The sequence below is a fragment of the Agrobacterium sp. LEGMi-208b genome (genome assembly GCF_059511785.1).
In genome coordinates this window covers 2,203,770-2,216,072 of the sequence record NZ_CM183446.1, presented here as the reverse complement: position 1 = coordinate 2,216,072, position 12,303 = coordinate 2,203,770, and the positions used below count along the sequence as shown (strand labels likewise).

Here is a 12,303-nt window from a genome sequence, read left to right as displayed (position 1 = left end):
CCGCGACGGCTTTTGATCGTTCAGTTTATGGCGTAGGCGATGGGAGGTTCGATTTATCCGGAGAAAGAGGAGCACGCCTCCTGTTTCTTCTCCCCGGCGGGAAAAAGTCGCGGCAGCGGGATGAAGGGGGCAAGGGTAGAGGTATTCGGCGAGCTAGCCCCCTCATCCGACCCTTCGGGGCCACCTTCTCCCCGGCGGGGAGAAGAAATGTGTCGCACCGCCGTGCTACCCCGGTTCCGCGACGCGGCAAGTGCGCCCTTAATTGCGCAGGCCGGTGGCCACGACGGAAATCTTGAAAGCACCGTCCAGGGTGGGATCGAAGGAAGCGCCCATCACCACATCGGTCTCCTCGCTGACCGCCTCGCGCACCAGCGTCATCGCCTCGTCGATCTCGTAGAGCGTCAGGTCGTTGCCACCGGAAATCGAGACCAGCGCACCACGCGCTTCTTTCAGCGAGGGTTCGCCGAGCAACGGATTGGCGATGGCTGCCGCCGCCGCTTCCGAAGCGCGTTTTTCACCCTTGGCCTGCGCTGTTCCCATCAGCGCCCGGCCGCCGTTCTTCATGACATAACGCACATCGGCGAAATCGAGATTAACGAGGCCTTCGCGCAGGATGAGATCGGTGATGCAGCGCACGCCGAGCGACAGAACCTTGTCGGCCGTCTTCAACGCATTTTCGAAAGTCGTGCCCGCATCGGCAATGCGCAGCAGGTTCTGGTTGGGAATGACGATGACGGTATCGGCCGTATTGAGCAGGTTGGCGAAGCCGTATTCGGCGGCCCGCATGCGGCGCGCGCCCTCGAAGCTGAAAGGAAGCGTCACGACCCCGACGGTGAGGATATTCTTCGCCCGGCAGGCTTCCGCGATGACGGGAGCAGCACCCGTGCCGGTGCCGCCACCCATGCCGGCGGTGATGAAACACATATCGTAGCCGCTCAGGTGATCCATGATCTCATCCAGGGAATCGATCGCCGCCTGCCGGCCGACCTCTGGGTCAGCACCCGCCCCAAGCCCGCCTGTCAGCTCGGAACTGAGCTGCACCAGCCGCGGCGCATTGGTCTTCTTCAGCGCCTGCGCATCCGTATTGGCGGCGATGAAATCGACGCCGCCAATGCCCTCGGCAATCATGTTGTTGATCGCATTGCCGCCACCGCCACCGACGCCGACGACGGCGATATTGGGCGTGTTGCGGGCGATGGTGGCGCGCGGAGACTGGGTCATCGTGTTATTCTCTTTCTAAACTCATAGGGTTCCGCGCCGTTTTTCGACTGCGGCACGCGAATGATCGGCAAGCTCCCAGCGCTTTCTCTCCGAGAGGGAAAGAAGCTGTAACGCTTTGAATTTCCATACCGGCCTTTCACCCCATAATGGCGAAAGAACGGTGTTCCAGGGGGCGAAAGATGCTCCACGGCGACGTTCTCCGACCCCTTCCCCGGATGAAAACCGAACCGAATCAACTGCTTCGCTCTTTAGAGGTGATAGCCGAAAAGGCACATCGTTTACACTCCATTCACTATGTTTATCTCACTTTGGAACGAGTTGCGCCGAGAAGTGTTTGCTTGCCGATCCCGCTGGAGCGGCGGGAACTGAAACGGAACCGGCCCCGCCGCTCCAGATTTTGGTTAAAGCATCGGATGATCCGAAAACCGCACCACGCTTTTCGGTCCGGTGCTCTGAAGCACACGAATGGAGACAGGCATATGTTGGCAGACGTCTTGCAAAACGAACCGGGTTTCCGCACGGAACAGCCGCGTGTGCTGATCGTGGAAGACGAATTCCTCATCGCCATGGATATAGAGGATTCCATTTTGCAGGCGGAGGAAGAGGCAGATGTCATCGGCATCGCCAACCGGCTGGAAGAGGCCGTGGCGCTTGGCAGCCGTGCCGATATCGCCTTCGTCGACGTCAATCTTGCCGACGGTCAGACCGGCCCCGAGATCGGGCGGCGGCTTTCCGAAGACCATGGCGTGGTGGTGATCTTCATGACGGCGAATCCCGAAGTCGTCGTCAATCTCGGCATCGGGGCCGGCGTGATCGCCAAGCCGGTGCCGCAGGATGCCGTCGAACAGTGCCTTGCTTATGCCCTTGCCAGACGCGCAGGCACCCATGCCGTGACGCCCATCGGCATGATGGCTTTCGACTGAGATTATTCTGAAGGCGATTATTCTGAAGACGATTGTTCTGAAGACTGGCGAAGTTGCCAAAAACAAAAAAGCCTGCCGCGGGAGGAGGTGCGGCAGGCTTTTTGAAAAGATGAACAGCGATATGGGAGGAGGAAAACCGCTGTCCCTGGGGCAATCCTTTGGGAGGAGGAGTAGGATCACCCGCATTACCAAAAGGATGTGGGAGGAGGTACATCCGTTTCGATGATTGGAAGATACCATTTTCCTGCGCGTTTGACAGGCACAAGGTTGCAGCGCAGATATGCATATGATGCATGGCAATATGGGCGATGGAAAATACCGGGCGCTGAACGCCCCTCGCAGTCAACCCGATATCTCAAACCTGATACCGATTGATTTTTCACGACGCGCACCGATCTTCGGCACACGGCCGAGGGCGGAGTGGAGCATGTCGTGAAATGTACCCGTCTGTCAGACGCCTGTAGTCAGGCACGTTCACCGCAAACAAAAACGCCCGCAAAGCGGGCGTTGGATCATTCGTAATGGGGCGATATCGCCTTGATTACCTGCCGACAGCGGCGCGGGCGACGCTGGTGATCTGGCTGCGATCGATACCGAGATCGTGCAGTTCACGTGTGCTCATACGGCCGAGTTCGTTGATGGTCTGACGATATTTGCGCCAGTTATTGAAGCTGCGTGCTACGTTCATGACATTACCCTTTCTGAGGTTTAGGTGACGTCAGCAACGTTTTCGTTCCGGCGTCCTTTGATGCCCCCTATATGCGCTTTCCGATGCGGAATTAACAGGCAGAATAAGGCAATCCACCCATGCGCTGCATGCAAGGGTTCCCATTCACGTCTTCCAGAAAAATGAAAGGCGGCTGAAAATTCAGCCACATGGAGGGGCGCGTGAGCGCCCGCGCCTTAAAACTTGTAGCGCACGCCGAAGACGTTGGCGTTTGTCGCACCCTTCATATTGCCCAATGTCTTGCCACCGCCGGAACGGTGGTGAAGGCGCCAGAAGAATTCCGTCGAGGAATCTTCGCTGAAGGAGACGTTGATCTCAGGCCCGAGGTAAAACAGGACGTTCGCGTTGCCATCATCCTTGATTTCCTGCTCACGCTCGCGGCCCGGCTGCGTATTCGTGACGAGGCTGAGGCCGGCAGTGAAGCTCGGCGTGACGAACAGCCGCTCGCCGAGCCTGATCTGCTCGTAACGCGCAACCGGGCCCGCCCAGACTTCGCCCGTGAAACCCTTGCCAAATCTGGCGGCGACGCCGATTTCGCCGCCGAGTTTCACATTGCCGATGTGATAGGGATAGAGCTGATAACCGCCGCCCAGAATGGCGTTACGCTCATATTCCACCGGAAAGAGGGCCGCACTTTTCAGCATGTCTTCTTTCGTCAGGGCGCCGCCGAAGCCGAATATCGCCTCGCTCGTCTCCGGCGTCATATCTTCCGACGCGACAGAGGGCGTTGCCGCCAGTGCGATCATGGCAACCAGTGACAGACGTGCTGCAATATTCATTTTGCTACTCCTGAACAAAGCCCGCTTACCCAGCCGTCCTCATAGGCATATTCACGGAAGGCGAACATACCGTTACCGAACACAATTAATTCAACTTGCGCGGAAATGGCCGAAACACGCGCATGATCCGGCTGTGGGTCAGCGCAGGAACCGCCTGAACCGGCGAAGCGCGAAAACGAAGAGCGCGGAGCCAATGGCCAGCAGCGCCAGCAATTGCGGCCAGACCACATCCAGCCCCGCCCCCCTGAAAAGCACCGATTGCGCCAATATGACGAAATGGGTGTTGGGTGCGAGAAGCATGATGTACTGGATGATATCGGGCATGCTCTCACGCGGCGTCATGGCGCCGGAAAGCACCTGCAGCGGCAGCAGAAACAGGATCAGCAACATGCCGAATTGCGGCATGGAACCGGCCACCGTCGCCAGGAAGATGCCCATCGACGTCATGGCGAAGAGCTGCAAGGCGGTGCCGAGCAGAAAGAGGAGGAGCGAGCCTTCGATTGGAATGGCAAGCAGCCCCCTGACGACGACAAACAGGGAAAATGCCGAGGCCACCAGCACGACAAGGCCCATGGACCAGACCTTGCTGAGCATGATTTCCAGCGGCGTGACCGGCATGACCAGCAGATGCTCGACCGTGCCATGCTCGCGCTCGCGAATGAGCGCCGCCCCCGTCAGCACGATCGACAGCATGGTGATGGCGGTGATGATGTTGTTGATCGATCCGAACCAGGACTTGTCCAGTTCCGGGTTAAAACGAGAGCGCAGCGTCAGCTCCACCGGCACCGTGGTCGCACCGCGATAGCGGCTGATATATTCCTGGATTTCACTCGTGACGATGTTTTGCACATAACCGCCGCCGCTGAAAGCCTGGCTCATGCGGGTGGCGTCGATATTAAGCTGGATGGCCGGCTGCTGCCCGGCCATCAGCCGGCGCTGGAAATCCGGCGGGATGTTGAGCGCGAAGGTATCGAGCCCGGCATCCATGCGTTTGTCCATTTCCGCGATGGAAATCTGCTTCGGCGGGGAGAAATAGGGCGGATAAAACGCCGTGCTGATGCGGCCGGAAAGCGGCGACTGGTCCTCGTCGACAATGGCGATGGCGGCATTGTTCAGCGTCTCCGGCAGCGCGCTGGAGCCGGTGTAGATCTGCAGCGTGAAGGCGTAGACGATCAGGAGCAGCAGCATGCCGTCACGCGCAAGGCCGCGCAGTTCCTTGATGCCGAGCTGGAAGATGTTGGACGAAAACAACCTCATGACGCCTGTTTCCTCAAAAGTGCGGCACCGGCGATGAGGAGCAGCGGAATGGCGATGAGAAGCGGCAGGAAAGAGCCGGAAAGTCCGGCGAAATCCAGCCCCTTGGAGAAGGTTCCGCGCGAAATGGTCATAAAATAGGTGGCGGGATAGATGTTGCCGATAAAGGCCCCTGCTCCCTGCAGCGACGAGACGGGATCGATCATGCCCGAATATTGCGTCGCCGGAATGAGCGTCAGCAAAGCCGTGCCGAAGATCGCCGCGATCTGGCTTTTCATGAAGGATGACATCAGAAGGCCGATTGAGGTGGCAATGATGACGAAGAGCAAAGCGCCCGTCGCGTAAGCGAGATAGCTTCCGGTGAACGGCACCCGGAAGATGAAGATCGCAAATGCCGTCAAAAGCAGGAAATTGAGCATGCCGAGGGCGACATAGGGAAGCTGCTTGCCGATCAGGAATTCCAGCCGCGTGGTCGGCGTCACGTAAAGATTGACGATGGAGCCGAGTTCCTTTTCCCTGACGACGCTGAGCGCCGAGAGCATGGCGGGAATGAGCATCAGCAGCAGGGGAATGACCGCCGGAACCATGGCGACGAGGCTCTTGACGTCCGGATTGTAACGATAGCGCGTTTCGATGCTGAATGTGCTTTGTGTGGCGGCGGCGCCATAAATCTCGGTGGCCTTGCGCGCCAGCCATGTCTGGTGCATGCCCTGCACGTAACCGCGAACGGTCTCGGCCCGCTGCGGCATGGCACCGTCGATCCAGGCACCTACCTCCACCGTCTTGCCGCGCAACACATCACGGCCAAAGCCGGGAGGAATTTCAATGGCAAGGCTGAGTTCGCCATCGCGCATCCGCCGGTCCATGTCGGCATAGTCGCGGATCGGTTCCTTTTCGATGAAATAACGGGAGCCGGCAATATCGAGCACATAATCGCGGCTGATGGTGGAATCGTCGCGATCCAGCACCGCGAAGGTCAGATCCTCGACATCGAGATTGATGCCGTATCCGATCACGAACATCAGGATGACGCTGCCAAGCACCGCGAGCGTGCCGCGAATGGGATCGCGCTGCAGCTCCAGCGCTTCGCGGCGCGTATAGCTGAACATGCGCCTGAAATCGAAAAACCTCTTGCGGGCGGGCGTGACATGTGGCGTCGCCGGCACGTTTGCTGCGGCGGCAGGTGCTTCGGCCGTTCCAGTCTTCCTCACCCCGGAGGCATCCTCCAGATAGGCGACGAAAGCCTCCTCCAGCGTTGCGGCATTACGGCTCCTGGTGATCGCATCAGGCGTATCGCTGATCAGCACCTTGCCGGCATGCATCAGCGAAATTCGGTCGCAGCGCTCCGCCTCGTTCATGAAATGGGTGGAGATGAAAATGGTGACATTGTCGTTGCGCGAGAGATCGGCGAGGATTTGCCAGAAGCCGTCCCGCGCCACCGGGTCGACACCGGAGGTCGGCTCATCGAGAATGAGAATATCAGGCGAATGGATCATCGCCACCGCCAGCGACAGCCTCTGCCGGATGCCGAGCGGCAGGTCGTCCGGCAGGGTTTCCATGACTGCGCCAAGATCGAAGCGCTCGGCCATTTCGGCGATACGCGGCTGGATGGTCTCTTCCGGCAATTTGAACAGGCGCGCATGAAGATCGAGGTTCTGACGCACCGTCAGTTCGGAGTAGAGCGAGAAAGCCTGGCTCATGTAACCGACGCGGTGACGGATCGCCATGTCGCTGGCATCCACCTTGTGCCCGAAGAGCTTCGCCTCGCCCTCGCTGGCGGCCAGAAGCCCGGTCAGCATTTTCATGGTGGTGGATTTTCCGCAGCCGTTCGAGCCGAGAAAGCCGAAAATCTCACCGCGCGGAATTTTGAAGCTGACATTGTCGACGGCGGTAAAATCACCGAAACGCATGCTGAGATGCGAGGCCTCGATGGCATAATCGCCATCATCCGTTACCTTGCGGGGTGCAATCTGCACCTCGTGATAACCCCTACGTTTCTCTTCCGGCAGAAGCGCGATGAAGGCCGCATCGAGATTGGCGGCGGCGGTGCGTTCCAGCAGCTCGGCGGGCGAGCCGGTGGCAAGGATCTTTCCGCCATCCATGGCGACCAGCCAGTCGAAACCGGCGGCCTCTTCCATATAGGCCGTTGCGACAATCACGCTCATGCCCGGACGCCCGGCCCGGATGGAATCGATCAGCTCCCAGAACTGCCGGCGCGACAGCGGATCGACACCCGTGGTCGGCTCATCGAGGATAAGCAGGTCGGGATCGTGGATCAGCGCGCAGCAGAGCCCGAGCTTCTGCTTCATGCCACCGGAAAGTTTCATGGCCGGGCGGTCGGCGAACGGCTCAAGGCCGGTGCTCTTCAGCAATTCGGCAATGCGCGCCTGCCGCTCCCGGCCGCCCTGACCGAACAGCCTGCCGAAAAAGTCGATATTTTCAAAGACGGACAGGGTGGGATAAAGGTTCTTGCCAAGGCCCTGCGGCATATAGGCGATACGCGGGCAGGTATCCTCGCGGTGGCGCGGATCGGACATATCGCCGCCCAGAACCTCCACCTTGCCTTTCTGTATGGCGCGTGCGCCGGAAACCAGCGACAGCAGGCTGGATTTGCCGACACCGTCAGGCCCGATAAGGCCGATCATCCGCCCGGCTGGAATTTCAACCGATATGTCGGCCAGCGCAACCGTGCTGGCAAAAGTCAGCCTTACATCCGTCAACCGTGCGACCGGCGCGCCGGGATCGTTTTTGCTGCTCGTCGCGGAGGGCATGACCATGGCGGCCACCCTCACTTCACAAGATTGCGTTCGAGGTTCTCCGGCCAGGCGGCCTGCGGATCAAGCCGGACATAGGCCATGCCGGGCAGCCCGGTTTTGACATATTGGATATATTTCTGCAGCAGCTCCTGCGGGATTTGCGCCCTGACCCGGAAGGTGAGCTTCTGGCGTTCCTCCTCGGTTTCAACCGTCTTCGGCGTGAATTGCGCCACATCGGCGACAAAGGAAACCTTGGCGGGAATGGTATATTGCGGCGCGGCGTCCAGTATCAGGCGCACATCCGAACCCATGGATGTGCGGCCGGCCTCGGCGGTCGGCAGAAAGAACGTCATATAGACATCGCCGAGATCAACGAGGTTGAGAACCCGCCCGCCGGCGGAAAGAACCTCACCCGGCTGGGCGATACGATATTGCACCCGGCCGTCGCGCGGCGACTTCAGCGTCGCATCGGCTATGTCGGTCTCGATGCTTTCAATATCAGCCTGCGCGGCATCGACAGCGGCTTCCGCATCGACGATCTGCGCCCTGGCGGCGTTGATTGCCGCGTCCGAGGCGGCCAGCGAGGCCTCAGCCGAAGCGAGCGTGGCGCGGGCGGACTGCTCGGCGGCTTCACTGTCATCGACAATCTGTTGCGACACGGCATTGCCGGTCAGCAGCTGTTTCGAACGGGCAAAGGTCTTGGAGGCGGAATCGAGCTGGGCCTTGCGCTGTTCCACCACCGCCTGCGCCGAGGTCTTTTCCGCTTCGCGCTGGGCGACGAGGCTGTGGGCGGTATCGATCGCTATTTTCGCGCGGCGAAATTGTGCCTCCGCCTGACGTTTCCGCGCCTCCAGCTGGGCCGTATCCATCTGCGCCAGCACCTGCCCGGCCTTCACGAAATCGCCTTCGCGCACCATGATGTCCTGAAGGCGACCGGCGGTCTTGGTGGAAATATCGATCTCGACCGCCTCGATGCGGCCGTTGCTGGCCACAAAACCGGAGGGTAGCCCCGCTGCCGTCAGCTTCGACCAGGCGAAATAAGCGGCGATGGCAAGCACAACAACCGCCAGACCAATGAGCAAGCCTTTTTTAGACATCCGTCTTCCCCATGAACCCCTAGAGTTTCAACCGTAATACGATGAAACCGAAGAAGCCAGCCACCTTTACGTTCATAATTCGCACCTGATATTTCCCGCACTCAGTGGGAGAAGACCGGGTGATGGGGCTTGTTTAGGTGAGGGAGCGGTTTACGACCTTGACACAAATCAAGCACCGGAAAAGGTCTAAAGCGGAGCGTCAGCAAAAGGCGTCCCCTTCGCCCGCCTTTCACCGGCTCACCTTCGAGATTACCGAGTGTCAGACAATCTCTCCATCAAATCCGGCGTCATCTTCGGGATCAATGGGGCGTCATCCTCGGGCTTGACCCGAGGATCCATCGGCAGGCGGAGTTGTGGATCCTCGGGTCAAGCCCGAGGATGACGAAGGAGGGTTTTCGCTTTCGCGGGCATGAGGAATGCAGTGTGCTTCCCACAGCACCCTCCTGTGCGCAGTTGACGGTGGGCGATGAATTTACACCGCCCGCGCCCGCTTCACCTCCGCCTGCGTCCACTCCGGCAGCCAGTCGCGATGGGCGAGCAACAGGTCATCCACCAGCGACCATATCTGATCGAGGTCCAGCTCCGCCGCCGTATGCGGGTCCATCATCGCCGCATGGAAGATATGCTCGCGGTTTTCGGTGATCAGCGCCCGCACCGTCAGCTCCTGCACGTTGATGTTGGTGCGCATCAGGGCGGTGAGCTGCGGCGGCAATTGCCCGATGAAGGTGGGCTGCACGCCGTTATGGTCGACAAGGCAGGGCACTTCCGCCGCGCAATCCGATGGCAGCGAGGTGATGCAGCCATTGTTGCGCTGGTTACCGTAAATGACGGAGGGTTCGCCGGTCCAGACCGAGTTGATGATGGAGGAGGCATATTCCTTGGACTGCTTGACCTCGATTTTCTCCGCCGAGCGATAGGCCGCCGCCTGCCCCTTCCAGCGCTCGATCTGCTCGATGCAACGCTTCGGGTACTCATCGAGCGGAATGCCGAATTTCTCGATCAGATCCTCGCGCCCTTCCTTGATGAAATAGGGCGTATATTCGGCGAAATGCTCGGAGCTTTCGGTGACGAAATAACCGAGCCTTGTCAGCATTTCATAACGAACCTTGTTGGGGCAACGCGGGTTCCAGCCGGGTTTTGGCGCACGGCCTTCGCGGTAACCGCGCACGAGATCGGGATAAAGGTTCCTGTAGCTGCCGTCGGGCTGGCGGTGCTCGAACTCCAGGAAAAACGCCATGTGGTTGATGCCGGCCGAACGATAGCGGATTTCCTCATAGGGAATATCAAGATCATGGGCGAGTTCCATGGCGGTGCCCTGCACGGAATGGCAAAGGCCCACTTGCCGGATCGTCGGATATTTCTCGGCAATCGCCCAGGTGTTGATCGCCATGGGGTTCACATATTGCAACATGATGGCGTTGGGGCAGACGGCCAGCATGTCCTCGCAGATCTTCCACAGATGCGGCACGGTGCGAAGGCCGCGCATGATACCGCCGACACCGAGCGTATCGGCAATGGTCTGGCGCAGACCATATTTGCGCGGCACCTCGAAATCGGTGACCGTGCAGGGCTCGTAACCGCCGATCTGGAAAGCGACGACGACGAAATCGGCACCGGCAAGCGCCCTCTTCTGGTCGGTATAGGTCTCGGCCTTCGCCTTCGCGCCCAATGTCGAAATCAGCTTGTTGACGACGATGGCGCTTTCTTCCAGCCTTTCACGATTAATATCCATCAGCGCAATGGTGGCGCCGGAAAGCGCCGGACGCTGCAGCACATCACCGATGATGTTCTTCATGAAAACAGTGGAACCTGCGCCGATAAATGTGATCTTGGGATCTCTTGCCATGTCTACCTCCGGCATTTGGCATTCAAGCGATTTCGAAGGCGGCTCGTACAAGCCGCTGAGTATATTCGGTTTTTGGGTGGGTAAGAACGTCCTCGACAGGGCCTTCCTCGACGATCCTGCCGCTTTGCATGACGATGACGCGGTGGCAGAGTGCGCGCACCACCTTCAGGTCATGCGAGATGAACAGGTAGCTCAGGCCCCGCTCATCCTGCAGCTTGCGCAGCAGATCGATGATCTGCGCCTGCACGGAAAGATCGAGCGCCGAGGTTGGCTCATCGAGAAGGATGAATTCCGGCTCCAGCGCCACGGCGCGCGCAATGGCGATGCGCTGGCGCTGGCCGCCGGAAAATTCATGCGGGAAACGCGAGAGGATATTGCCGGGCATGCCCGCCGCCTCCAGCGCATCGCGTACCCGCTCCAGTCTTTCGGCCTTGGTTTTGCCCAGACCGTTGATGATGAGGCCTTCCTCGATGATCTGGCCGATGGTCATGCGCGGATTGAGCGAGGCGAAAGGGTCCTGAAACACGATCTGCATACGCGAACGCAGGGGCCGCATTTGAGCGCGAGAACGCCCATCGACCCTCTCGCCATCAAAGACCACCTCGCCGCCCACCGGCTCGTTCAGCCGCAGCAGCGATTGCCCGAAAGTGGTCTTGCCGGAACCGGATTCACCAACGAGCCCCAGCGTCTCGTGCCGCCTGAGGGTCAGGCCGAGGCTGTCGACGGCGATCAGTTCTTTCAGCTCCGGTTTGAACAACCCGCCGTGACGCATCATGAAGGACACGCGCACACCGCTTGCCGTCAGCAGCACACCGGAATTTTCCGGCAGCGGTTTCGCCGTGCCATGCGGTTCGGAGCCGAGCAGCTTCTTTGTGTAGGGGTGCTGCGGCCCGGCGAAAAGCTTCTCCGTGGTGTTGTGCTCGCGCATCTCGCCATGCTGCATGACGTAGACGTAATCGGAAAACTGCTTCACGATCGTCAAGTCATGGGTGATGAGCACCACGGCCATGCCGCGCTTTTTCTGCAGGTCGCGTATGAGATTGAGGATCTGCGCCTGCACCGTCACATCGAGTGCGGTGGTCGGTTCGTCGGCAATCAGCACATCCGGATCGTTGGAGAGCGCCATGGCGATCATCACACGCTGCCGCTGGCCGCCGGAAAGCTGGTGCGGATATTGCTTCAGCCGCGCTTCAGGCTCCGGTATCTGCACCTGCCGCAGAAGATCGAGCGCCCTCGCCTCGGCCTCTTTCCGGCTGAGTTTCGAATGAACACGGATCGCCTCGACGATCTGGCTACCAATCGTATAGATCGGGTTCAGCGAACTCATCGGCTCCTGAAAGATCATCGAGATGCGGTTGCCACGCAGTGCCCTGCGCTGGCGGCTCGAAAACTTCAATATGTCATCGCCGTTAAACCGCACGGTCGCAGATTTCGAAACGGAAGCCCGCTTCGTCAGAAGGCCCATGACAGTGCGCGCCGTTACCGATTTTCCCGAACCGGATTCGCCGACGATGGCGATCGTCTCGCCCCGGTAGAGCTGGAAGGAGATGTCCTTCACCGCTTCGACAGTGCCGTGCTCCACCTTGAAGCTCACGGCAATATTGCGGGCGTCGATGATGGCGTCGTCGTTGCGATTGTCGGCATCGAAGCGGATCGCGGGGGCGTATGTGTTGTTCTGGCTAGCTACCATTTTACGCTCC

Annotated in this window: 9 protein-coding genes; 1 reads left to right on the top strand and 8 read right to left on the bottom strand. The window is 59.6% G+C overall.

What is annotated here, in order from left to right; all coding sequences use genetic code 11:
- Positions 1 to 258: 258 nt before the first annotated feature.
- On the bottom strand, positions 259 to 1,221 hold the full coding sequence (gene ftsZ / locus AC5YUO_RS24595) for a cell division protein FtsZ (protein ID WP_003521714.1): 963 nt from the start codon (positions 1,219 to 1,221) through the stop codon (positions 259 to 261).
- Positions 1,222 to 1,700: 479 nt separating this feature from the next.
- On the opposite strand from ftsZ, the gene AC5YUO_RS24590 reads away from it, so the two are divergent.
- Positions 1,701 to 2,144, top strand: a complete 444-nt coding sequence (locus tag AC5YUO_RS24590; protein ID WP_003505649.1) for a response regulator — start codon at positions 1,701 to 1,703, stop codon at positions 2,142 to 2,144.
- 541 nt (positions 2,145 to 2,685) lie between these two features.
- Here the strand turns inward: AC5YUO_RS24590 and AC5YUO_RS24585 are convergent.
- The 7 genes from AC5YUO_RS24585 to AC5YUO_RS24555 form a co-directional block, all read right to left on the bottom strand.
- Complete coding sequence (locus AC5YUO_RS24585; protein WP_003521716.1) at positions 2,686 to 2,832, bottom strand: DUF1127 domain-containing protein; 147 nt, start codon at positions 2,830 to 2,832, stop codon at positions 2,686 to 2,688.
- A 215-nt stretch (positions 2,833 to 3,047) separates the two neighbouring features.
- A complete protein-coding gene (locus tag AC5YUO_RS24580) occupies positions 3,048 to 3,650 on the bottom strand; it encodes a hypothetical protein (protein ID WP_496155620.1) in 603 nt (200 codons plus the stop codon).
- Between the two features lie 138 nt (positions 3,651 to 3,788).
- Positions 3,789 to 4,907 carry an ABC transporter permease gene (locus AC5YUO_RS24575; protein WP_496155619.1) on the bottom strand — a complete coding sequence of 373 codons (1,119 nt, stop codon included), beginning with the start codon at positions 4,905 to 4,907 and terminating at the stop codon, positions 3,789 to 3,791.
- Complete coding sequence (rbbA, locus tag AC5YUO_RS24570) at positions 4,904 to 7,681, bottom strand: ribosome-associated ATPase/putative transporter RbbA (protein ID WP_496155618.1); 2,778 nt, start codon at positions 7,679 to 7,681, stop codon at positions 4,904 to 4,906. Before rbbA ends, AC5YUO_RS24575 begins: the two co-directional genes overlap by 4 nt.
- Positions 7,682 to 7,692: 11 nt before the next feature.
- Entirely contained in the window at positions 7,693 to 8,757 is a 1,065-nt protein-coding gene (locus tag AC5YUO_RS24565; protein WP_400815503.1) for an HlyD family secretion protein, read from the bottom strand.
- A gap of 472 nt (positions 8,758 to 9,229) precedes the next feature.
- Positions 9,230 to 10,603 (bottom strand): alpha-glucosidase/alpha-galactosidase, encoded by a 1,374-nt coding sequence (locus AC5YUO_RS24560; RefSeq protein ID WP_496155617.1) that lies wholly within the window; start codon positions 10,601 to 10,603, stop codon positions 9,230 to 9,232.
- A 22-nt stretch (positions 10,604 to 10,625) separates the two neighbouring features.
- Positions 10,626 to 12,293: an ABC transporter ATP-binding protein gene (locus AC5YUO_RS24555; RefSeq protein WP_496155616.1), complete on the bottom strand. Its 1,668-nt coding sequence runs from the start codon at positions 12,291 to 12,293 to the stop codon at positions 10,626 to 10,628.
- Positions 12,294 to 12,303 lie beyond the last annotated feature (10 nt).

Coding starts and splice junctions, on each gene's coding strand:
- AC5YUO_RS24585 (WP_003521716.1), bottom strand. CDS start 2,832: ATGAACGTAGCACGCAGCTTCAATAACTGGCGCAAATATCGTCAGACC.
- AC5YUO_RS24555 (WP_496155616.1), bottom strand. CDS start 12,293: ATGGTAGCTAGCCAGAACAACACATACGCCCCCGCGATCCGCTTCGAT.
- AC5YUO_RS24590 (WP_003505649.1), top strand. CDS start 1,701: ATGTTGGCAGACGTCTTGCAAAACGAACCGGGTTTCCGCACGGAACAG.
- AC5YUO_RS24565 (WP_400815503.1), bottom strand. CDS start 8,757: ATGTCTAAAAAAGGCTTGCTCATTGGTCTGGCGGTTGTTGTGCTTGCC.
- ftsZ (WP_003521714.1), bottom strand. CDS start 1,221: ATGACCCAGTCTCCGCGCGCCACCATCGCCCGCAACACGCCCAATATC.
- AC5YUO_RS24575 (WP_496155619.1), bottom strand. CDS start 4,907: ATGAGGTTGTTTTCGTCCAACATCTTCCAGCTCGGCATCAAGGAACTG.
- AC5YUO_RS24560 (WP_496155617.1), bottom strand. CDS start 10,603: ATGGCAAGAGATCCCAAGATCACATTTATCGGCGCAGGTTCCACTGTT.
- AC5YUO_RS24580 (WP_496155620.1), bottom strand. CDS start 3,650: ATGAATATTGCAGCACGTCTGTCACTGGTTGCCATGATCGCACTGGCG.
- rbbA (WP_496155618.1), bottom strand. CDS start 7,681: ATGGTCATGCCCTCCGCGACGAGCAGCAAAAACGATCCCGGCGCGCCG.